Raw genomic sequence first — 21,424 nt, 5'->3', positions numbered from 1 at the left:
CGAGCCAGGTCAGAAGGTGAGGAGAAGCCCCACGAGGGCCCCCACCCCCAACACGCCCATGACCGAGGACAGAGCCACGTCGAACCCCACGCGGCTCTGCACCTCGAACGCGAGCATTGAGCGTCCCGGATCACTGGGACGGTAAATCACTTCCACCGGGTCGCCTATCTCCGCCGGTGCGGTCGAGTACCTCGACGAGCGGACCGTGTATTCGTCGCCACCTGCCGAGTAAGCGCAGATGACACCTACATAACCGCCTTGGGGCCAGTAGTGATTGACACACTCCCCACTGCCCTTGACCCCCTCCGACTCCAGTCTCTTCGCCTTTCGCAGAGCGTAGAGATTGGTCACCAAGACCAAGAAGGAGGAGAAAAGAAGGACGAAAAGGATAATTCGCACCGCGAGCAAAGAGACTCCAGGGATGGTCAGAGCAAACCGTTCATGATGCAAATGAGGAAGTATGCCATCGATCGAAGAAAGAGTCAAGAGCCTAGAAGACGATGCACAGAAAGTGGAGGCACTCGACCACGAGTACGCCGAGATAAAAAAGGAACTCACCTCCATCTCCAGCAGCCACACCGGGCTGAAGATGGAAGTCGTCGCCCTGGCCGCGGCATTCACCTTCATTGATCTGACGCTTCCCTCGGTCTTCAATCTTCAGAAGCTGCTGGAAGAGAAGCTCCGTATCAGCCACAATCAGTGGGGTCTCCTCACCAGAATGCCGGCGACCGGCCCGGGCGTCGGCCCCGCAGGGCCACGCGGAAATCGCGGAAGCGATGGCCGCCGGGGGCCTCGGGGCGAGCGCGGCGCCAGGGGCCGCCTGGGTGAGCGCGGGCAGCCCGGGCCCCGCGGGGCCGTGGGGGCACCGGGCCCACGGGGCCCCGTCGGCCCCCCAGGTCCGCCGCCATCCACCGCATCACTTCGTACAGCCACGCGTGAAGCGGTCGCCGCCGAGGCCGCCCTTCGCGGACTCGTCTCGCAGGCCACGGCCCTGCGCAACACTGTGGGCGAGTAACCCGGTCCCCCTGGGCCTGATGCCCCCGAATGCCAGCCGTGGAGGGGTGACATGCCTCTTGACCGCCGACAAGGCGTCCAAGGGCATGAAGGGGCTCAACAGGGCAACCTCGTCGGCCAGTTGCTCTCCCTGCTCACCCCGCTCGTCGAGAAGGTGGTCGAGATGGCCGCCCGGTCGAAGACCATGCAGAAGCTGCCCAAGGTCGCCTTCGCCGCGATCAAGAAGGTCATCAGCTCGGTCATGAAGGCCGTCGGGCCGATCATGAAGAAGGCCGGCGCGCTGATCAAGAAGGTCCGGGACGGCATCAAGAAGGCGATCACCGTCGTCATCAAGGCCGTCGCCAAGGCCATCACGACCTACCCACGAGACAGGGGACGCCATGGCTGCCCCGCCCTAATCTGATCACCGGAGGCAGGGCACGCCACCAACGCTTCTCACAGGGCCACCCCCATCTTCTCCAGCGCGCTTCCCGCCAGCTGGAGCGCCAAGGCCGACGTGAGAGGAAAAAGGACCACGGCCGTGACCGACTTCGACAGCACACGCCAGAGATTGAGAGGGGCGACGTCAGATATCTTCGGCCTCCGCGGAAGATATATGACGTCCATTCTGGAACCCGGCACAGGAAGTCTACCGGCCCAGAATTCCGTGGTCATCGTGTACTCGATCCCGTCACGCGCACGGTAGTCGACTATCACCGACTGCCCGAAGCGTCCCGCTGAATAGCCGGCGCAGGAGCCCTCCGCCTGGACGCCGGAGATGGCCAGACGTACCGCGTTGACAGCCCTCATCAATGCGTAACAGCCGACAAAAAGCAGAGCGCCAGAAGCGCAGAAGAGAAGCAGCCCCAAGGGCGCGGACGAAGCACTTGTCACCGCGAACCTTTCACCATCGCCTTCCTGGATGAACAGCCACCCGGCCAGCGAGCCGGGGAAAGGCAGCGTACGGCTTCCTCCTGACCAGCACCCAGCTGGAAGGAAACACCACCGAGCGCCACCAAAGCGACAAATGCCAAAACATGCACCGGGTATTGCATTTCCCCGGAGCGAGGTACCGCGAACCTTAACGCCCGCACACTCCGCCGTCAACGAATGCCCGAAAGGGAAAAAGGAAGAGGACAGCGGCGAGCCAAGAACGCGAACGGCTGGAGCGAACGCCCGGGGAGCCCGGGCGAACATCTGTTTCTCACGGCATCACCGGCCAGCTCGGGTGAGCGCCCCCTAAGGGCTGTCCGCCGAGCCGGCCGGCCACCTCCGCCAGACAAAGGAAACCCATACGAACGCCACAGCGTTCGCACTCGACATACGCGACAGGACAACGAGAACCAGAAATGAATTCCTGTACATCATCAGGACGATCGATGAGGCACTCGGTTCCTGATTCTCACTCTCGGAACCAACTGGACGATGGGAAGAACTATGCCTCTGTTGCACTCGCTCAAGCAGGCGTCCACGGCGCTGGGGGGCTTCAGGTCGAGGGCTGACACCGCGGCGCGGGCAGCGAGCGGTCTGCAGAGCAAGACAGCGGGCGGCGACCGCGAGCTCAAAAAGCTCAAGACCTCCGCCCAGACCTCCGCCCGCCAGCTCACCGCCATCCAGCGCGCCGCCGACAAGGCCGAACGCTCGATGGCCAAGGCCGGCCGTACCGCCAAGAAGAGCGGACCCGAGGTCGGAAAGTTCAAGTCCGGGGCCGACAAGGCGTCCAAGGGCATGAAGGGGCTCAACAAGTCGATGAAGGGCAACCTCGTCGGCCAGTTGCTCTCCCTGCTCGCCCCGCTCGTCGAGAAGGTGGTCGAGATGGCCGCCCGGTCGAAGACCATGCAGAAGGTGCTCAAGGTCGCCTTCGCCGCGATCAAGAAGGTCATCAGCTCGGTCATGAAGGTCGTCGGGCCGATCATGAAGAAGGCCGGCGCGCTGATCAAGAAGGTCTGGGACGGCATCAAGAAGGCGATCACCGTCGTCATCAAGGCCGTCGCCAAGGTCATCACGACCTACTTCAACGCCTGGAAGAAGATCATCACCACGGTGATGAACGCCGTCCGGAAGGTCATCTCCAGCGTCTGGAACGGCATCCGGAAGATCATCACACCCGTCGTCAACTGGATTCGCAACGTCATCCCCCAGGCCTTCAGCCGGGTCAAGGAGCGACTGGCCAGCATCTGGGGCGGGCTGAAGGGCATCGCGAGCCGCGCCTTCAGCAGCATCAAGGGGGCCGTGCGGGGCCCCGTCAACGCCGTCATCCGGCTCATCAACTCCGCGATCGGCAGGCTCAACCGCATCAAGGTGTCGATCCCCGGCTGGGTCCCCGGCGTCGGCGGGAAGACCTTCGGCATCAGCCTGCCGAAGATCCCGCAGCTGGCGGCTGGCGGCATCGTGGCCCCGCGCAACGGCGGCGTCCACGCCATCGTCGCAGAGGCCGGCGAGGCCGAGGCCGTGCTGCCGCTGTCCAAGCTGGACCGGCTGCTGCGGCACACCGCCCGCCGGGCCAGGGCCGAGTCGGTCAGCGCCACGGCCGGGGCGATGGCCGGCTTCCAGATCGAGAACTACTACGAGGCGTCCTCCTCCGACCTCCAGGAGACCGCCACCGCCCTGCTGTTCCTGTCCAAGGCCCGCGGATGAGCGCCGCGGCGATCCAAGGCGGCGCGGACCCGCTCGCGGGGGTCGCCGGCGCGCTGAGCTCCTTCCGTACCCGACTCACCGCGGCCGGACGTTCCGTCCGCACCGCCGCGCGGGACCTGGGGCAGGCATCGACCGCGGCCGGCCGGATCAAGAGCTCCGCCACCTCCGCCGGCGGCCGGCTCCGGCAGATGAAGACCGGGGCGGACGCGGCCGGCAGGTCCCTCACGAAGACGGGCCGGACAGCCGGCCGGACGGCGACCCAGCTCCGTGCCGGCACCGCCAAGGCCCGCCCCGCCGTCGCGCCCCTGAACTCGATCGCCACCGAGGGCGCCCGGTTCAGTGGAGCCGCCAGTGTCCTGGGCAAGGGCTCGGGCACGGTCTCCAAGCTCATGGGCTTCTTCGGCCGCGCGCTCACCGTCGCCTCCGGCGCGATGACCGCCGTCAACATCGCCATGCGCGCCAACCCCTTCGGGTTCGTCCTCGGCCTGGTCGCCCCGCTGGTCGGCTACCTGATCGAGTACGCACTCAACTCGCAGGCCGGCCAGAAGATGATGCAGCAGGTCTTCGACCAGGTCCGCAAGGTGTTCCAGGCGATTCTGAAGTTCCTCGGCCCCGTCCTCACGGTGTACGCCACCGTGATCTCGGCCTACTTCACGGCCGCCGTCAAGGTCATCACCACGGTCCTGGCCGTCGTCGGCCCGCTCCTCTCCAAGGGCTTCCACGGCACCCGGAGCGCCGTCACCTCGGCCACCCGCGCCCTCTCCGGCCTCGTCCGCCGGACCTGGAGCGGTTTCCGCACCGTGATCCAGCCCGTCCTGAGCTGGACCACGCAGAAGATCCCCAGCATGTTCACCCGGGTGAGGAGCGCCCTGTCCCGAACCCTGAACGGCATGGGCCGCTTCATCAGCACCGGCATGCAGGGCGTCATGGCCGCCGTCACCGGGCCCGTCAAGGCACTGATCTCTTTCGCCAACTGGGTCATCGACGGCCTCAACAAACTGAGCTTCAGCTTCCTCGGGAAGAAGTTCGGCGTCGACCTGCCCAAGATCCCCCAGCTCGCCGAGGGCGGCGTCGTGCAGCCCGCCGGACCGGACGCCGCCTCCGCCGTGCTGCCGCTCTCCGCGCTCAGCCGGCTGCGCCCCGCCGAGGCCGCCCCGCGCACCGCCGGCCCCGCCCGCCCCACGGACCGCACCCGGCTGCGCGCCTACCACGCGGCCGAGGGCAACGGACCGCTCGCCGTCGCCGGCGACCTGCTGTTCCTGTACGGGGCGGCGGCATGAGCACCCACCCGCCCCACGACTGAAGCGAGGTGACGGCCCGCATGGCCGAGACCACAACCACATATCCCCACGAGACCGCACCCGGCTCACTGATCACCCGCGACGGGCAGATCCAGTGGGCCGGACTGCTGATGGGCCCCGGAACGCCGTACGAGATCGACCGCACCGGCATCACCGGCTGGGACGACCTCCCGGTCCTGGACACCGGTGACGTCTCCCGCCCCGACCAGCACGGCGCCTGGCCCGGAGCCCGCTGGGCCCAGCCCCGCATCGTCGGGGCCTCCCTCTGGCTCCTGCCCCGCAAGGCCGAGCAGGCCCTCGGCGTCCTCTCCGCCTTCCGCGCCGCCACCGGAGCGGACGGCGGAGAGCGCTGGCTGGCGGTACGGCTGCACGGCCAGACGCTCGCCGTCCGGGCGCGGGTGAGCCGCCGGGTCGTACCGCAGGACCGGGCCTTCGTGGTGCACGGCACGTCCAGGCCGAGCATCCAGTGGACCGCGACCGACCCGCGCCGCTTCGGAGCGGCCCTGCGGGAGGCCCGGGCGTCCCTGCCCGTACAGGAACCCGGCCTGGACTGGCCCGCAGAACCGGGCCTCGCCGGCATGGGGCTCCAGTGGCCGCTGGAGTGGGGCGAGACCGGCACCGCCGGCACCTGCACCGCGGTCAACGAGGGGGGAGCGGCGGCCCTCCCGGTCATCGAGTTCCGTGGGCCGCTCCGGCGCCCCACGCTGACCCGGCTCCGCGACGGCCGACAGCTCCAGTACGACATCGTGCTCGGCCCCCAGGACGTCCTGACCGTCGACACAGAGGCGGGCACCGTCCTGCTCAACGGCACCGCGTCCCGGCTCTACACCGCGGCCCCCGCCTCCGCCCCCGAGCAGCTGTTCCACCTGCCGCCCGGCGCCACGGAGCTGGCCTTCCGGGCCGGGGACGCCACCCCCGACCCGCGGGCCTCGGTCACCCTGCGCTGGCGCGACGCCCACTGGTGACCCTCCCGCGTCGCCCGACCGACCACACCACCACCCCAACCCAGGAGGACGACATGCCTGTACGCAGTGCCTGGCTCATCAACCGCACCGAGACCGAGAGCGGCCAGACCCGCGCCGACACCCGGCTGGCCCCGCTCGGCACCATGGCCCCGAACGGGGCGCTGACCGGGGCCGGCGGTGTGATCCCCGGTTCCGTCGACGGCGAGCACCTGATGTCCGGGCTCTACGTCTTCGGGGAGAGCGCCGGTATGAAGGTGACCGTCACCCCGGGCCGCGCGGTGATCCAGGGCCAGGGAGCGGCCGGGGCCTACCCGGTCGTCCTGACCGACTACGCGACCCTCACCCTCGACGACGGCAACGCCTCCCACGACCGCATCGACCTCGTCGTGCTGCGCGTCCACGACGCCCAGTTCGACGTCGGCGACCGGACCGAGGCCTCCCTGGAGGTCATCAAGGGCGAGGCGAGCGCCACCCTCGAACAGCCGCAGGTCCCGCCGGCGTCCCTCCCGCTCGCCCGGATCACGGTGCCCGCCGGGGCCTCCGTCGGCACGGGCGGCATCGTCTGGGCGGATGCCGTCTACGACCTGCGCGTGCCGACCGTGGCGGTCGGCGGCATCCTGCCCGAGTCCTGGAACCGCGACGTCGCCGGCGGCTACCCGGGGCAGTACCGCGACTCCTCCGCCGCCCTCCAGCGCTGGGACGGGACGCGCTGGGCGAGCTACCCGCGCCAGACCGGCGGCATCGCCCCGCAGGGGGCGCTGGCCGCGGGCGAGTACACCGGCCAGTACCGCGACGAGGCCGGGCGGCTGGAGCGGTGGGACGGCGCCGTCTGGCGTCCGGCCGTGCCGTCCACCGCCTGGGCGAACCACACCGACGGCGGGTACTGCACCTCCACCTCCTGGGTGGAGTCGGTCACCGACACCACCGGCCCCACGATCACCGCGACCTTCACCGTGCCGGTCACCGGCGCGGTCCTGGTGACCGTCGGCTTCATGGGACACACCGGCGTCGACGGCCAGTGGTGCCGCATGGGCGTCAACATCCGCAAGGACGGCGTCCTGGTGTACGGCGCGGACGAGGTCCGCTCCGCGACGGTCGGGTCCAAGGCCATGACCTCGGTGTCGGCCACCTCCCGCCTCACCGGCCTGCAACCCGGCGCGGTCTACACGGCGGTCTCCGCCTACACCACGTCGGCGACCAGCAACCGGGGCTGGTTCGACAACCGTTTCATCCGCGTCGACCCGCTCGTGTGAGGCAGCCGATGACCACTTCCGTCACCACGCCCGTCTACCGGGCGCTCTTCTGCGACCTGCGCACCGACCGCCTGCTGGACGTGCTGCCGCTCACGGAGACCAAGTTCGACGACTACATAGGCAAACCCGGGTCGCTCTCCGCCAAGATCCCCCTGCCCTCTGCCGCACTGGCGACCCGCGCCCGGGCGGCGCNGCCCGGCCGCACCGCGGTCTGGCTGGAGCGCGACGGCGACATCTGGTGGGGCGGCATCCTGTGGACCTGCACGCCGGCCGCCGACGAACAGGGCCGGCTCACGGTGCAGTTCCAGGCCGGCACGTTCGACTCGTACCTGGACCACCGCATCCTCGCCCACGACCTGGCCGGCACCGGCACGGACCAGTTCGACATCGCCCGCACCCTGATCGCCCACGCGCAGGAGCAGGCCGGCGGGGACATCGGCATCGAGCCGGGCCACGGCCGCTCCGGGGTGGTGCGCGACTACGCCTATGCCTACTCCGCACTGGCCCGGGTCCGGGAACTGCTGCACAACCTGGGCCAGTTGAGTGACGGATTCGAGTGGCGCGTCCACTGCTACCGGGACGCGGAGGGCCGCCGGGTCAAGCGGCTCCAGCTCGGCCACCCGCAGATCCGCACGGGCCACACGGACATCGTGCTGAACCACCCCGGCCAGGTCCTCTCCTACAGCCTGCCGACGGACTCCACCGTGCAGGCGAACGTCTGGGTGGCCCGCGGCGACTCCGTCAACACCGACCAGTCGCAGGAGTCACAGCCGCTCACCGTCCGCGAGTCGGCCCCCGACGACCTGGCGACGGGCTGGCCCCGGCTGGAGCTGACCTCCGACCACAGCGGCGTCACGGAAGAGGCGACTTTGCGTTCGCTGGCCCGTGCCGAACTGGCCCGGCAGAACCGCCCCGAGGTCATCCCGGAGCTGACCGTGCTGCTGGACGGGCGGATCACCCCGGCGCTGCTCGGCGCGCGCATCCGGCTGCGCGTCCACGACCTGTGGCACCACGGGGGCCTCGACGCCGCCTACCGGATCGTCGGCATCGCCGTCACCCCGCCCCAGCGCACCAAGGCGGAGACCGCCGTCCTCTACCTGGAAGGGGCCTGACCCGTGGCCATCATCCCCACCGATCTCCTCGACCGTATCCGCGCGCTGGAACGCCAGGTCAGGGAGCTGATGGGCAGCGCCAACACCACACCGGCGCTGAACCGGATCATGGGCGGCGAGGTCGTCATCGGCGACCAGGGCCGACTGCGCGTGCGCACCTCTGGCGACGAGGACCTGCTCTACCTGGGCCGGGTCCAGCCGGACCGCGGCGAGGACGACCCGCAGCAGGGCTTCGTCGTACGTCGCGACGACGGGTCCCTCGCCCTCACCGTGTGGACAGCGTCCCCCGACACGCTGCCCGTCCAGCCGGTGCAGATCCTCGACCGCCGGGGCAACGTGGTCGTCGCCGACGACACGGTCCGCGGCGGGCTGGCCCGCCCCTACATCCCGTATCCGCTGCCGGCCCCGGCCGACGCCGCCCGCTGGGAGACCACCGGGTCCACGGCCTGGACCACGCTCTACCGGGGCCCCGGCATCGCCCAGCACCCCCGGCTGCACTGCGTGATCGCCGCCGAGGGCAGTGCGGGCGCCGAGGTGCGGCTGCTCGTCGACGGCGTCCAGCTCGGTCCGCTCGGCGGGCCGGGCGACGGGCTGGCCTTCGCCGAGCGGCTGCCCGCCGACTTCGGCGCCACGGTCTCCTTCGAGATCCAGGCCCGGGTGGCGGCCGCCGGCGACACCCTGCGCTGCCGCCCCCTCGCCCTGTACGGCGTCCAGTCCTGAGCTCCACCGCACCCCACCGGCCGGCCCCAGCCCGTCGGCCGGTGGGCCCCCGAAACCAGCGAAAGGGGCACCCGCGTGCTGCCTGAGAACATCCCCACCGTCACCGTCACCGCCCGCTACATGACCCCCGACGGTCGCCCGATGAGCGGGACCGTCGAGTTCCGCCCCCCGGCCCTCCTCACCCACGCCGCAGAGGACCTCTTCCTGGGCGGCCCGACCCGCGCCGCCCTCGACGCGGAGGGCCGCATCAGCGTCGTCCTGCCCGCGACCGACGCCCCCGGCTGGAACCCGGCGCTCTGGACGTACACCGTCACGGAGAAGCTCGCCGGTCTCGCCCGCGGCGGCCGCACCTACCAGATCGCGCTCACGGCCGGGCAGCCGGCGGTGGACCTCGCCGACATCGCGCCGGCCGACCCGGCCACCCCGCAGTACGTCGCCGTGCCGGGGCCGCCAGGACCGGCCGGGGAGCTGGGCCCGCAGGGCCCCGCAGGACCGGCCGGCGCGGTGCACTCCGTCAACGGGCACACAGAGGCCGACATCGTGCTGGGCGCGGCGGACGTCTCCGCGCTCCCCGCCGACGCGGCGGGCGCGCCGGGCGGGGTGGCCACCCTGGGCGCCGACGGGCTGGTCCCGGCCACCCAGCTCCCGGCGGGCGGCGGCGCCGTCGCCTCCGTCAACGGGCAGACCGGTGAGGTCGTGCTCACCGCCAACGACCTGGGCGCCCTGACCCCGGCGGCGGGCGACGCCCGCTACCTGCCGCTGGGAGGTGCGCCCGTCACCTCGGTCAACGGCCTCATGGGCGAGGTCGTCCTCGGCGCGGCGGACGTCTCCGCGGTGCCGGACGGCCAGGCGGTGCTGCTGACGGGCGACCAGACCGTCGACGGGGTCAAGACCTTCGCCGCCCCGCCCGAGACCGCCGCGGCCCCCGCCACCGAGGACCAGCTGACCCGGCGCGGGTACGTCGACACGGTCGCGGCCTCCGGCACCTGGACCCCCTCGTCGGTGGGGTTCAGCGGCTGGGCCTTCGACCCGGCGGCCGGCTCGTCGCACTCCGTGCAGTACTGCATCAACGGCTGGGTGTACCTCATCGGCATCCCCCTGCACGCGCCCACGACGGTGCGCAACGTCGTGTTCTACGTCGCGGGGTACGCCGGCTCCACCCTGAGCACCTCCTCGTACGCCGGTCTCTACACCAGCGCCGGGGCCCGCGTCGGTGTGACCAACACCCTCCGGACCGGCATCCCCCAGACCGAGGGCGAGACCGTCGTCTGCCCGCTCACCGTCCCGTACGAGGCACCGGCCGGCAACTACTGGGTCGGGCTCGTCGTCAACGGGCCGAACCCCACCAACAGCGGCCCCGGCTTCCTCCGCGGCGCCAGCGTGGGCGTGGCGCCGGGCGGCAGCGCCAGGATGCCCGGCAAGTTCATCCGCCACGGCCGGCTCAGCACCACCGGCCGGACCTCACTGCCCGGGTCCTTCTCCGTCGGGGACGTGGTGGCCGACTCCAACGCCGTCTGGGCTGCTCTGTCCTGACCCGCACCTTCCCGCGCGAGGGGCCTNNNGGCCCCTCGCGCGTTCCGCACCGAGAAAGGAAACCGCCCATGGCCACTCCCCTGAGCGCCGACCGGCTGCTCGCCGCGCTGCGCGCGGAGGGCGTCACCGTCGTCGAGCACCCGGGCTGGCGCACCCACAACCGCGACCACACGGGCGCCTGGGGGCCGGTGAACGGCGTGATGGTCCACCACACCGTCAGCAGCGGCACCGCCGCGACGGTGGCTCTCTGCCACCGCGGCCACGCCACCCTGCCCGGCCCCCTCTGCCACGGCGTCATCGACAAGGCCGGCGCCGTCCACCTGATCGGCCACGGCCGTGCCAACCACGCCGGAGGCGGCGATCCGGCCGTGCTCCGGCGGGTGATCGCGGAGGACTACGGGGACCGCCCGCCGGCGCCCCGTGAGCACGACGGCAGCGCCGGCTCCGTCGACGGCAACGCCCGCTTCTACGGATTCGAGTGCGTCAACCTCGGCGACGGGGCGGACCCCTGGCCGACCGCCCAGCTCGACGCGGTCGAACGCGTGTCCGCGGCCGTCTGCCGTGCCCACGGCTGGAGCGCCCGCAGCGTCATCGGCCACCTGGAGTGGTCCGACTGGAAGGTCGATCCCCGGGGCTTCGCCATGCCGTCGATACGCGACCGCATCGCCGCCCGGCTGGCCGCCCCGGCAGCCGGCACGCCCCCGAACCGGCCGGCCGGCGGCGCTCCCGCCCCCCGCTACCAGCCGTTCCCCGGCGCCTCCTTCTTCAGCGCCCGCACCAGCTCCCCCGTGATCACCGCCATGGGCCGCCGACTCGTCGCAGAGGGCTGCTCGTCGTACGCGGTCGGGCCCGGCCCCCGCTGGAGCGAGGCGGACCGCCGCTCGTACGCCTCCTGGCAGCGCAAGCTCGGTTTCCGGGGCGGCGACGCCGACGGCATACCCGGCCGCACCTCCTGGAACGCCCTGAAAGTCCCCCGTACGAAATGAGGAGCCTGCCGTGTCCGACGCCGCCCGGCGTACCGTCCGCACCCTCGTGCAGACGTCCCTCTCCCTTGCCCTGCTTCTGCCCGCACTTGTCGACGCGGCCGGCCTCTCCGCGACCCTGCCCCGGGTCGCCGGGGCCCTGGCCGTCGCGGGAGCACTGACCCGGGTGATGGCCGTGCCCGGAGTGCAGACCCTGCTCCCGACGTGGCTGCGCGCCGATCTGCCCGAGGCCCCACGGCCAGGAGTCGCCCATGAACGAGACTGATCCGAACAACCCGGTGGCCGTCGCCCTGGAGCTGGAGCGGCTGCGCGGCTCGCTGGAGGCCGGCTTCGCCCGCGCCGACGGCCAGCTGGCGCTGCTGGTGCAGCGCAGCGACCAGACCGACAAGCAGCTGGCGGACCACGAGGTGCGCCTCGACACACTGGAGCGGTCCCGCTGGCCGCTGGCGAGCATCGGCGCGCTCACCGCGGCCGTCGGGGTCGCCGTCGTCCTGTGGGAGACCGTGAGATGACCGCGCCGGGACGGCCCCGCCCCGGGCCGTCCCGGGCTCCCCGGGCCATGGCACGGCCCATGAGGGGGGACCGAGCCCGCCGCCCGCCCGCGGACCGTCGCCGGCCGCCCCCGCGCCGTCGCCCCGGCCCCCGAAACGCAGAAGGGCGCCCACCCCGCACACGGGATGGACGCCCTTCTCACTCACTTCTACTGGTTGTACGGACCGTAGTCGTAGTCCTCCAGCGGGACGGCCTGGCCGGAGCCGGTGCCGAACGGCGAGTAGTCGATGTCGTCGTAGCCGACGGCCGAGTACATCGCGGCCTTGGCCTCCTCGGTCGGCTCGACCCGGATGTTGCGGTAGCGGGACAGACCCGTACCGGCCGGGATGAGCTTACCGATGATGACGTTCTCCTTGAGGCCGATCAGGGAGTCCGACTTGGCGTTGATCGCCGCATCGGTCAGGACCCTGGTCGTCTCCTGGAAGGACGCCGCCGACAGCCACGACTCCGTGGCGAGCGAGGCCTTGGTGATACCCATCAGCTGCGGACGGCCGGAGGCGGGGTGACCGCCCTCGGTGACCACACGACGGTTCTCGGTCTCGAACTTCGACCGCTCGACCAGCTCGCCCGGAAGCAGCTCCGCGTCGCCGGACTCGATGATCGTCACACGGCGGAGCATCTGCCGGATGATGATCTCGATGTGCTTGTCGTGGATCGACACGCCCTGCGAGTTGTAGACCTTCTGGACTTCGCCGACCAGGTGGACCTGGACCGCACGCTGGCCGAGGATGCGCAGCACGTCGTGCGGGTTGGTCGCACCCACGGTGAGCTTCTGGCCCACCTCGACCGCGTCGCCCTCGCCCACGAGCAGACGGGCGCGCTTCGAGATCGGGAACGCCGTCTCGTCGCTGCCGTCGTCCGGGGTGACGACGAGCTTCTTGGTCTTCTCGGTCTCCTCGATCCGCACGCGGCCCTTGGCCTCGGAGATCGGGGCGACACCCTTGGGCGTACGGGCTTCGAAGAGCTCGACGACTCGGGGCAGACCCTGGGTGATGTCGTCACCGGCCACACCACCGGTGTGGAAGGTACGCATCGTCAGCTGGGTGCCGGGCTCACCGATGGACTGGGCGGCGATGATGCCGACCGCCTCACCGATGTCGACCAGCTTGCCGGTGGCGAGCGAGCGTCCGTAGCAGAAGGCACAGGTGCCGACCGCGGACTCACAGGTCAGGACCGAGCGGGTCTTGACCTCCTCGACGCCGGCGCCCACCAGGGCGTCGATCAGGACGTCACCGAGGTCGACGTTGGCAGGCGCGATGACCTTGCCGTCCACCACGACGTCCTCGGCGAGCATGCGGGCGTAGACCGAGGTCTCGACGTCCTCCGTCTTGTGGAGCACGCCGTCGGAGCCCTTGACCGCGATCTTCAGCTTGAGGCCGCGGTCGGTGCCGCAGTCCTCCTCGCGGATGATCACGTCCTGCGAGACGTCCACCAGACGACGGGTGAGGTAGCCCGAGTCGGCGGTACGCAGGGCGGTGTCCGCCAGACCCTTACGGGCGCCGTGCGTGGAGATGAAGTACTCCAGAACGGTGAGGCCCTCGCGGAAGGACGCCTTGATGGGACGCGGGATGGTCTCGTTCTTCGCGTTCGACACCAGACCACGCATACCGGCGATCTGCCGCATCTGCATCATGTTTCCTCGGGCGCCCGAGTCAACCATCATGAAGATGGGGTTCGTCTTGGGGAAGTTCGCGTTCATCGCCTCGGCGACCTCGTTGGTCGCCTTGGTCCAGATCGCGATGAGCTCCTGCGTGCGCTCGTCCTTGGTGATCAGACCGCGCTCGTACTGCTTCTGGACCTTCTCGTCCTGGTCCTCGTAGCCCTTGACGATGGCCTTCTTGGCCTCGGGCACGACGACGTCGGAGATGGCCACGGTGACGCCCGAACGGGTCGCCCAGTGGAAGCCCGCCGCCTTCAGGTTGTCGAGCGTCGCCGCCACGATGACCTTGGGGTAGCGCTCGGCCAGGTCGTTGACGATCTCGGAGAGCTGCTTCTTGCCCACCGAGTAGTCGACGAACGGGTAGTCCTCGGGCAGCAGCTCGTTGAAGAGCGCCCGGCCCAGGCTGGTCCTCAGCCGGAAGGTGTCGCCCGGCTGGTACTCGGGCTCGCCCTCCTCCGCGACCGGCGGAACCCAGCCGCGCGGCGGCATGGTGCCGACCGGGAAGCGGATGTCGATCTGCGCCTGGAGCGAGAGCTCGCGGGCGTCGAACGCCATGATCGCCTCGGCCGTGGAGCCGAAGGAACGGCCCGCGCCCTTGACGTCGCGGCCCTCCTCGTCCGTGGTGAGGAAGAAGAGGCCCAGCACCATGTCCTGGGTCGGCATGGTGACGGGACGGCCGTCGGCCGGCTTCAGGATGTTGTTCGAGGACAGCATCAGGATGCGGGCCTCGGCCTGCGCCTCCGCGGAGAGCGGCAGGTGCACGGCCATCTGGTCACCGTCGAAGTCCGCGTTGAACGCGGTGCAGACGAGCGGGTGGATCTGGATGGCCTTGCCCTCGACCAGCTGCGGCTCGAAGGCCTGGATGCCCAGACGGTGCAGGGTGGGCGCACGGTTCAGCAGCACCGGGTGCTCGGCGATGACCTCTTCGAGGACGTCGTACACGACGGTGCGGCCACGCTCGACCATGCGCTTGGCCGACTTGATGTTCTGCGCGTGGTTCAGGTCCACCAGGCGCTTCATCACGAACGGCTTGAAGAGCTCCAGCGCCATGGCCTTGGGAAGGCCGCACTGGTGCAGCTTCAGCTGCGGGCCGACGACGATCACGGAACGCGCGGAGTAGTCCACACGCTTACCGAGAAGGTTCTGACGGAATCGGCCCTGCTTGCCCTTGAGCATGTCGCTCAGGGACTTCAGCGGGCGGTTGCCGGGTCCGGTGACCGGGCGACCGCGGCGGCCGTTGTCGAACAGCGCGTCGACGGCCTCCTGGAGCATCCGCTTCTCGTTGTTCACGATGATCTCGGGGGCGCCGAGGTCGAGAAGACGCTTGAGGCGGTTGTTGCGGTTGATCACACGGCGGTACAGGTCGTTCAGGTCGGAGGTCGCGAAGCGGCCACCGTCCAGCTGCACCATCGGACGCAGGTCCGGCGGGATGACCGGCACGCAGTCGAGCACCATGCCCTTGGGCTTGTTGCTGGTCTGCAGGAACGCGGAGACGACCTTGAGGCGCTTGAGCGCCCGGGTCTTCTTCTGGCCCTTGCCGGTACGGATGATCTCGCGGAGGCGCTCGGCCTCCTCGTCGAGGTCGAAGGACTCCAGGCGCTTCTGCAGCGCCGCGGCGCCCATGCAGCCGTCGAAGTACGTGCCGAAGCGGTCACGCAGCTCGCGGTAGAGCAGCTCGTCGCCCTCCAGGTCCTGGACCTTGAGGTTCTTGAAGCGGCTCCACACCTCGTCGAGGCGGTCGATCTCGCGCTGCGCACGGTCGCGCAGCTGCTTCATCTCCCGCTCGGCGCCTTCACGCACCTTGCGGCGCACGTCGGCCTTGGCGCCCTCGGCCTCCAGCTCGGCCAGGTCGGTCTCGAGCTTCTTGGCGCGGGCCTCCAGGTCGGAGTCGCGACGGTTCTCGGTCTGCTGACGCTCGACGGAGACGTGGGCCTCCAGGGACGGCAGGTCGCGGGTACGACGCTCCTCGTCCACGAACGTGATCATGTACGCGGCGAAGTAGATGACCTTTTCCAGGTCCTTCGGCGCGAGGTCCAGCAGGTATCCGAGGCGCGAGGGGACGCCCTTGAAGTACCAGATGTGGGTGACGGGAGCGGCGAGCTCGATGTGGCCCATCCGCTCGCGACGCACCTTGGCGCGAGTCACCTCGACGCCGCAGCGCTCACAGATGATGCCCTTGAAGCGGACACGCTTGTACTTGCCGCAGTAGCACTCCCAGTCCCGGGTCGGACCGAAGATCTTCTCGCAGAAGAGTCCGTCCTTCTCGGGCTTGAGCGTGCGGTAGTTGATGGTCTCCGGCTTCTTCACTTCGCCGTGTGACCAGGTCCGGATGTCGTCCGCGGTGGCAAGGCCGATCCGCAGCTCGTCGAAGAAGTTGACGTCGAGCACTTGTCGTCAATCCCTCTTTCGGGGTCTCGTCTCAATCAATGGTCTGAACGGGTCCGGGGAGGGCCGGNCCGGCCGGCCCGTCAGACCTCTTCGACGCTGCTCGGCTCGCGCCGGGACAGGTCGATACCGAGCTCCTCCGCCGCGCGGAAGACGTCCTCGTCCGTGTCGCGCATCTCGATGGACATGCCGTCCGAGGACAGCACCTCCACGTTGAGGCAGAGCGACTGCATTTCCTTGATGAGCACCTTGAAGGACTCGGGAATGCCGGGCTCGGGGATGTTCTCGCCCTTGACGATGGCCTCGTAGACCTTCACGCGGCCGGTCACGTCGTCGGACTTGATCGTCAGGAGCTCCTGGAGGGCGTATGCGGCGCCGTAAGCCTCAAGGGCCCACACCTCCATCTCACCGAAGCGCTGTCCACCGAACTGTGCCTTACCACCCAGCGGCTGCTGGGTGATCATGGAGTACGGGCCGGTCGAACGGGCGTGGAGCTTGTCGTCGACCAGGTGGTGCAGCTTGAGGATGTACATGAACCCGACCGAGACCGGGTCCGGGAACGGCTCGCCGGAGCGGCCGTCGAACAGCTTGGCCTTGCCCGAGGGCTGGACCAGGCGGTCGCCGTCGCGGTTGGGGATCGTGGCCTCGAAGAGACCCGAGATCTCGTCCTCGCGCGCGCCGTCGAAGACGGGCGTGGCGACGTTGGTGCCGGGGGCGACCTGGTCGGCGCCGATGGCCTGCAGGCGCTGGGCCCACTCGTCACCGAGGCCGGAGACGTCCCAGCCGCGGCTGGCGAGCCAGCCGAGGTGGATCTCCAGGACCTGTCCCGGGTTCATTCGGGACGGGACGCCCAGCGGGTTGAGGATGATGTCGACCGGGGTGCCGTCCTCCAGGAACGGCATGTCCTCGATCGGCAGGATCTTCGAGATGACGCCCTTGTTGCCGTGACGGCCGGCGAGCTTGTCACCATCGGTGATCTTGCGCTTCTGCGCGACGTAGACGCGGACCAGCTGGTTCACGCCCGGCGGCAGCTCGTCGCCCTCTTCGCGGTCGAAGACGCGGACGCCGATGACCTTGCCGATCTCACCGTGCGGCACCTTCAGCGAGGTGTCGCGCACCTCGCGCGCCTTCTCACCGAAGATCGCGCGGAGCAGGCGCTCCTCCGGCGTCAGCTCTGTCTCGCCCTTGGGCGTGACCTTGCCGACGAGGATGTCGCCGGCGACGACCTCGGCGCCGATCCGGATGATGCCGCGCTCGTCGAGGTCGGCCAGGACCTCTTCGGAGACGTTCGGGATGTCCCGGGTGATCTCCTCCGGGCCGAGCTTGGTGTCACGGGCGTCGACCTCGTGCTCCTCGATGTGGATCGAGGAGAGGACGTCGTCCTGCACGAGGCGCTGCGACAGGATGATCGCGTCCTCGTAGTTGTGACCCTCCCACGGCATGAACGCCACGAGCAGGTTCTTGCCGAGGGCCATCTCACCGTTCTCGGTGGCCGGTCCGTCGGCGAGCACCTGGTCGGCGATGATCCGGTCGCCCTCGGCGACGACGACCTTCTGGTTGACCGAGGTGCCCTGGTTGGAGCGCATGAACTTGGCGATGCGGTACGTGGTGTACGTGCCGTCGTCGTTCGTGACGGTGATGTAGTCCGCGGAGACCTCCTGGACCACACCGTCCTTCTCGGCCTTGAGGACGTCGCCGGCGTCGGTGGCGCAGCGGTACTCCATGCCGGTGCCCACGAGCGGGGCCTCCGACTTGATCAGCGGCACCGCCTGGCGCATCATGTTCGCGCCCATGAGGGCACGGTTGGCGTCGTCGTGCTCCAGGAACGGGATCATCGCGGTCGCGACGGACACCATCTGGCGCGGCGAGACGTCCATGTAGTCGACCTCCGTGCCGGGCACGTAGTCGACCTCCCCGCCGCGGCGGCGGACCAGGACGCGGGGCTCGGTGAAGCGCAGCTCGTCGGAGAGCGTCGCGTTCGCCTGGGCGATGACGAAGCGGTCCTCCTCGTCGGCCGTGATGTAGTCGACGTCATCGGTGACCTGGCCGTCGACGACCTTGCGGTACGGCGTCTCGATGAAGCCGAACGCGTTGACGCGGCCGTACGAGGCGAGCGAGCCGATCAGGCCGATGTTCGGGCCTTCGGGGGTCTCGATCGGGCACATGCGTCCGTAGTGGGACGGGTGCACGTCTCGGACCTCGAAGCCGGCCCGCTCACGGGAGAGGCCACCCGGGCCGAGAGCCGACAGGCGGCGCTTGTGGGTGAGACCCGACAGCGGGTTGTTCTGGTCCATGAACTGCGACAGCTGGCTGGTGCCGAAGAACTCCTTGATGGAGGCGACGACCGGCCGGATGTTGATCAGCGTCTGCGGCGTGATCGCCTCGACGTCCTGCGTCGTCATGCGCTCGCGGACGACGCGCTCCATCCGCGCCAGGCCCGTGCGGACCTGGTTCTGGATGAGCTCGCCGACGTTGCGCAGGCGACGGTTGCCGAAGTGGTCGATGTCGTCGGTCTCGACGACGATCTCCCGGCCCGACTCGCCGGTCGTCTCGGTCTCGCCGGCGTGCAGCTTGACCAGGTACTTGATGGTCGCGATGACGTCGTCGGTGGTGAGCACCCCGGCGTCCAGCGGCTCATCGGCGCCGAGCTTCTTGTTCACCTTGTAGCGGCCGACCTTCGCGAGGTCGTAGCGCTTCGGGTTGAAGTAGAGGTTCTCGAGCAGCGTCTGAGCGGCTTCGCGGGTGGGCGGCTCGCCCGGGCGCAGCTTGCGGTAGATGTCGAGCAGTGCGTCGTCCTGGCCCTGGGTGTGGTCCTTCTCCAGGGTGGCGCGCATCGACTCGTACTCGCCGAACTCCTCCAGGATCTGCTCGGTGCTCCAGCCGAGCGCCTTGAGGAGGACGGTGACGGACTGCTTGCGCTTGCGGTCGATGCGGACACCGACCATGTCGCGCTTGTCGATCTCCATCTCCAGCCAGGCGCCCCGGGAGGGGATGATCTTGGCGGAGAAGATGTCCTTGTCGGACGTCTTGTCGATGGAGGAGTCGAAGTAGACGCCCGGCGAGCGGACCAGCTGCGACACCACGACACGCTCGGTGCCGTTGATGACGAAGGTGCCCTTGTTGGTCATGAGCGGGAAGTCGCCCATGAAGACCGTCTGGGACTTGATCTCGCCGGTCTCGTTGTTGGTGAACTCGGCCGTGACGAAGAGCGGCGCGGCGAACGTGAAGTCGCGCTCCTTGCACTCGTCGATCGAGTTCTTGGGAGGCTCGAATCGGTGGTCGCGGAACGTAAGCGACATCGACCCGGAGAAGTCCTCGATCGGTGAGATCTCCTCGAAGATCTCCTCCAGGCCGGACTTGGTGGGGACGTCTTGCCCACTGTCCAGAGCAGCCTCGACGCGAGCCTTCCAGGCGGCGTTGCCGAGGAGCCAGTCAAAGCTCTCGGTCTGCAGCGCGAGGAGGTTCGGAACCTCGAGGGGCTCCTTGATCTTTGCAAAGGAGATGCGCAGCGGGGCGGTGCTGGCACCGTTGTTCGTATTCGAGGTCGAGGCGTTGCGCGAGGCGGCCAAGAGGGGGTCCTTCCGAGGGCTCGGACTCACTACGCGCGTACCGGTCCCACCCTGGACACATAGACAGGCCGTTCCGAATCGGTCGCGTACGACCAGATCGGAGGGGGTCGGTCATCGGTGCTTCAGCGTGGGCATGCCCCTGGTGACGGGCAGGAGGCAGCTAACAGGCAGCGCAAAGGGTCAGTGTAGCCAAGCGGCACACTGATGTCCAGTCGGGGTTCTCAGAGACCCTCGTTGCTCTCAACAGCTGTTCTCAACACCTATGACTAGCCCTCGCGCAGGATGCGCACTTGCTTACTGCCCTCTTCACTCTCGATCCATGCCTCGGATACGGATCGAAGTGATGACGCGTCCCTGAGAATTGCGCGCCGCGTCCGGTTCGTCAAGGCCCACCGGACCGTTCCGGCCCTCCAGGAGCCCTCGCCGCCCGCCCCGGGGATGCCCCCAGGACGCCCCTGAAGGGCCCGCGAGAGGCGCACGGCGAAGATCACCCTACTCGTCGTCGGCCGAAGAGCAAGGCAGCCGCCACGGGCACGCCGAAGGGCGACCACCCGAATGGGTGATCGCCCTTCAACGAGGTGACGTCACCGCCTGACGGCGGGGACGGCCTCGGGAGAGTCAGAGGACTCGTGAAGTCACTTGACCTCGACGGCGGCGCCGGCGGCCTTCAGCGACTCGGCAGCCTTCTCGGCGGCCTCCTTGGAGACCTTCTCGAGGACCGGCTTCGGGGTGCCGTCGACGAGGTCCTTGGCCTCCTTCAGGCCCAGCGAGGTCAGCTCACGCACGACCTTGATGACCTGGATCTTCTTGTCGCCGGCGCCGGTGAGGACGACGTCGAACTCGTCCTGCTCCGCAGCGGCCTCGGCGGCCGGGGCGCCCGGGCCCGCGGCGACGACGGCGGCCGGGGCGGCGGCGGTGACGTCGAACTTCTCCTCGAAGGCCTTCACGAACTCGGAGAGCTCGATGAGGGACATCTCCTCGAACTGCGCGAGCAGGTCGTCCTGGGACAGCTTCGCCATGATAGGCGTCCTTCCACTATTCGGCAGGTGCCGGATGTATATGTCGGCGGGCGTACGTGGAGCCCGCTGGACCGCTGAGCGAAATTACTCGGCGGCCTCGGCGGGAGCCGGCGTACCGGCACCGCCCTGCTCTTCCTTCTTGGCACGAAGCGCTTCCGCGGTGCGGACGAACTTCGACGGGAGAGCCTGGAAGAGCGCGGCAGCCTGAGACTGCTTGCCCTTCATGGCGCCTGCCAGCTTGGAGAGCAGAACCTCGCGGGACTCGAGGTCCGCAAGCTTCTTGAACTCATCGGCGGACAGCGCCTTGCCGTCAAGGACACCGCCCTTGATGATGAGGTTCGGGTTGTCCTTGGCGAAGTCACGAAGACCCTTCGCCGACTCCACCGGGTCACCGGTGACGAAGGCAACCGCCGTCGGACCCGAGAACAGGTCGTCCAGCGTGTCGATCCCGGCCTCGTTGGCCGCAATCTTGGTCAGCGTGTTCTTCACCACGGCGTACTGGGCGTTCTCACCGAGCGAACGGCGCAGCTCCTTGAGCTGTGCCACGGTGAGACCCCGGTACTCGGTCAGCACGGCGGCGTTCGAGCTGCGGAACTGGTCCGTCAGCTCGGCTACCGCGGCAGCCTTGTCGGGCCTTGCCATGAGCGTCGGCCTCCTTCCGGGTGATGAGGACCGCTCAGAAGGGGCCGGGAAAGACGAAACGCCCCAGCACAAGTGCCAGGGCGCGGCTCGACCGGACACA

17 protein-coding genes are annotated in these 21,424 nt (G+C 69.3%); 12 read left to right on the top strand and 5 right to left on the bottom strand.

Translation table 11 applies throughout. The annotated features are described in order from the left end of the window. Positions 1 to 9: 9 nt before the first annotated feature. The gene (locus V9U70_RS25390; RefSeq protein ID WP_336678886.1) at positions 10 to 450 is read right to left on the bottom strand and encodes a DUF3592 domain-containing protein; all 441 of its coding nucleotides are present in this window, start codon (positions 448 to 450) and stop codon (positions 10 to 12) included. A gap of 10 nt (positions 451 to 460) precedes the next feature. Here V9U70_RS25390 and V9U70_RS25385 point away from each other — a divergent pair, with 10 nt between their 5' ends. The 12 genes from V9U70_RS25385 to V9U70_RS25330 all read left to right on the top strand — a co-directional run bounded on the left by V9U70_RS25385 (position 461) and on the right by V9U70_RS25330 (position 12,009). Then, on the top strand, positions 461 to 1,015 hold the full coding sequence (locus tag V9U70_RS25385; protein ID WP_336678884.1) for a hypothetical protein: 555 nt from the start codon (positions 461 to 463) through the stop codon (positions 1,013 to 1,015). Between the two features lie 51 nt (positions 1,016 to 1,066). Further along, the gene (locus V9U70_RS25380; protein ID WP_419724026.1) at positions 1,067 to 1,417 is read left to right on the top strand and encodes a hypothetical protein; all 351 of its coding nucleotides are present in this window, start codon (positions 1,067 to 1,069) and stop codon (positions 1,415 to 1,417) included. 1,013 nt (positions 1,418 to 2,430) lie between these two features. Further along, positions 2,431 to 3,630, top strand: coding sequence for a phage tail protein (locus V9U70_RS25375; RefSeq protein WP_336678882.1), 1,200 nt, complete (start codon positions 2,431 to 2,433; stop codon positions 3,628 to 3,630). Next, positions 3,627 to 4,910, top strand: a complete 1,284-nt coding sequence (locus V9U70_RS25370) for a phage tail family protein (protein ID WP_336678881.1) — start codon at positions 3,627 to 3,629, stop codon at positions 4,908 to 4,910. The genes V9U70_RS25375 and V9U70_RS25370 overlap by 4 nt, the downstream gene beginning before the upstream one ends. Before the next feature lie 41 nt (positions 4,911 to 4,951). After that, positions 4,952 to 5,896, top strand: coding sequence for a phage distal tail protein (locus tag V9U70_RS25365; RefSeq protein WP_336678880.1), 945 nt, complete (start codon positions 4,952 to 4,954; stop codon positions 5,894 to 5,896). A gap of 53 nt (positions 5,897 to 5,949) precedes the next feature. After that, on the top strand, positions 5,950 to 7,149 hold the full coding sequence (locus tag V9U70_RS25360) for a hypothetical protein (protein WP_336678879.1): 1,200 nt from the start codon (positions 5,950 to 5,952) through the stop codon (positions 7,147 to 7,149). 8 nt (positions 7,150 to 7,157) lie between these two features. Beyond that, positions 7,158 to 8,261: a hypothetical protein gene (locus tag V9U70_RS25355; protein WP_336678877.1), complete on the top strand. Its 1,104-nt coding sequence runs from the start codon at positions 7,158 to 7,160 to the stop codon at positions 8,259 to 8,261. A 3-nt stretch (positions 8,262 to 8,264) separates the two neighbouring features. Then, positions 8,265 to 8,981: a hypothetical protein gene (locus V9U70_RS25350; RefSeq protein ID WP_336678875.1), complete on the top strand. Its 717-nt coding sequence runs from the start codon at positions 8,265 to 8,267 to the stop codon at positions 8,979 to 8,981. Between the two features lie 75 nt (positions 8,982 to 9,056). Then, on the top strand, positions 9,057 to 10,514 hold the full coding sequence (locus V9U70_RS25345) for a phage tail protein (RefSeq protein WP_336678873.1): 1,458 nt from the start codon (positions 9,057 to 9,059) through the stop codon (positions 10,512 to 10,514). A 68-nt stretch (positions 10,515 to 10,582) separates the two neighbouring features. Next, the gene (locus tag V9U70_RS25340; protein ID WP_336678872.1) at positions 10,583 to 11,500 is read left to right on the top strand and encodes a peptidoglycan-binding protein; all 918 of its coding nucleotides are present in this window, start codon (positions 10,583 to 10,585) and stop codon (positions 11,498 to 11,500) included. Positions 11,501 to 11,510: 10 nt separating this feature from the next. Then, positions 11,511 to 11,762: a hypothetical protein gene (locus tag V9U70_RS25335; protein WP_336678870.1), complete on the top strand. Its 252-nt coding sequence runs from the start codon at positions 11,511 to 11,513 to the stop codon at positions 11,760 to 11,762. Further along, positions 11,749 to 12,009 (top strand): hypothetical protein, encoded by a 261-nt coding sequence (locus V9U70_RS25330; protein ID WP_336678868.1) that lies wholly within the window; start codon positions 11,749 to 11,751, stop codon positions 12,007 to 12,009. The genes V9U70_RS25335 and V9U70_RS25330 overlap by 14 nt, the downstream gene beginning before the upstream one ends. A 188-nt stretch (positions 12,010 to 12,197) precedes the next feature. On the opposite strand, the gene V9U70_RS25325 is transcribed toward V9U70_RS25330, so the two are convergent. From V9U70_RS25325 to rplJ, 4 genes are all read right to left on the bottom strand, one after another. Next, positions 12,198 to 16,097: a DNA-directed RNA polymerase subunit beta' gene (locus tag V9U70_RS25325; protein ID WP_336678867.1), complete on the bottom strand. Its 3,900-nt coding sequence runs from the start codon at positions 16,095 to 16,097 to the stop codon at positions 12,198 to 12,200. An 80-nt stretch (positions 16,098 to 16,177) separates the two neighbouring features. Further along, on the bottom strand, positions 16,178 to 19,663 hold the full coding sequence (rpoB, locus tag V9U70_RS25320; protein ID WP_336678865.1) for a DNA-directed RNA polymerase subunit beta: 3,486 nt from the start codon (positions 19,661 to 19,663) through the stop codon (positions 16,178 to 16,180). A gap of 635 nt (positions 19,664 to 20,298) precedes the next feature. After that, complete coding sequence (gene rplL / locus V9U70_RS25315) at positions 20,299 to 20,682, bottom strand: 50S ribosomal protein L7/L12 (protein ID WP_336678864.1); 384 nt, start codon at positions 20,680 to 20,682, stop codon at positions 20,299 to 20,301. Between the two features lie 84 nt (positions 20,683 to 20,766). After that, complete coding sequence (gene rplJ, locus V9U70_RS25310; RefSeq protein WP_336678862.1) at positions 20,767 to 21,324, bottom strand: 50S ribosomal protein L10; 558 nt, start codon at positions 21,322 to 21,324, stop codon at positions 20,767 to 20,769. Between the last annotated feature and the right edge of the window lie 100 nt (positions 21,325 to 21,424).

It is taken from the genome of Streptomyces pratensis, assembly GCF_037137275.1.
GTDB lineage: Bacteria > Actinomycetota > Actinomycetes > Streptomycetales > Streptomycetaceae > Streptomyces > Streptomyces pratensis_B.
The sequence above is the reverse complement of the archived record's forward strand: the minus strand, read 5'-3'. Positions and strand labels throughout refer to the sequence as shown.

Coding starts and splice junctions, on each gene's coding strand:
- V9U70_RS25385 (WP_336678884.1), top strand. CDS start 461: ATGCCATCGATCGAAGAAAGAGTCAAGAGCCTAGAAGACGATGCACAG.
- V9U70_RS25380 (WP_419724026.1), top strand. CDS start 1,067: ATGCCTCTTGACCGCCGACAAGGCGTCCAAGGGCATGAAGGGGCTCAA.
- V9U70_RS25375 (WP_336678882.1), top strand. CDS start 2,431: ATGCCTCTGTTGCACTCGCTCAAGCAGGCGTCCACGGCGCTGGGGGGC.
- V9U70_RS25370 (WP_336678881.1), top strand. CDS start 3,627: ATGAGCGCCGCGGCGATCCAAGGCGGCGCGGACCCGCTCGCGGGGGTC.
- V9U70_RS25365 (WP_336678880.1), top strand. CDS start 4,952: ATGGCCGAGACCACAACCACATATCCCCACGAGACCGCACCCGGCTCA.
- V9U70_RS25360 (WP_336678879.1), top strand. CDS start 5,950: ATGCCTGTACGCAGTGCCTGGCTCATCAACCGCACCGAGACCGAGAGC.
- V9U70_RS25340 (WP_336678872.1), top strand. CDS start 10,583: ATGGCCACTCCCCTGAGCGCCGACCGGCTGCTCGCCGCGCTGCGCGCG.
- V9U70_RS25330 (WP_336678868.1), top strand. CDS start 11,749: ATGAACGAGACTGATCCGAACAACCCGGTGGCCGTCGCCCTGGAGCTG.
- rplL (WP_336678864.1), bottom strand. CDS start 20,682: ATGGCGAAGCTGTCCCAGGACGACCTGCTCGCGCAGTTCGAGGAGATG.
- rplJ (WP_336678862.1), bottom strand. CDS start 21,324: ATGGCAAGGCCCGACAAGGCTGCCGCGGTAGCCGAGCTGACGGACCAG.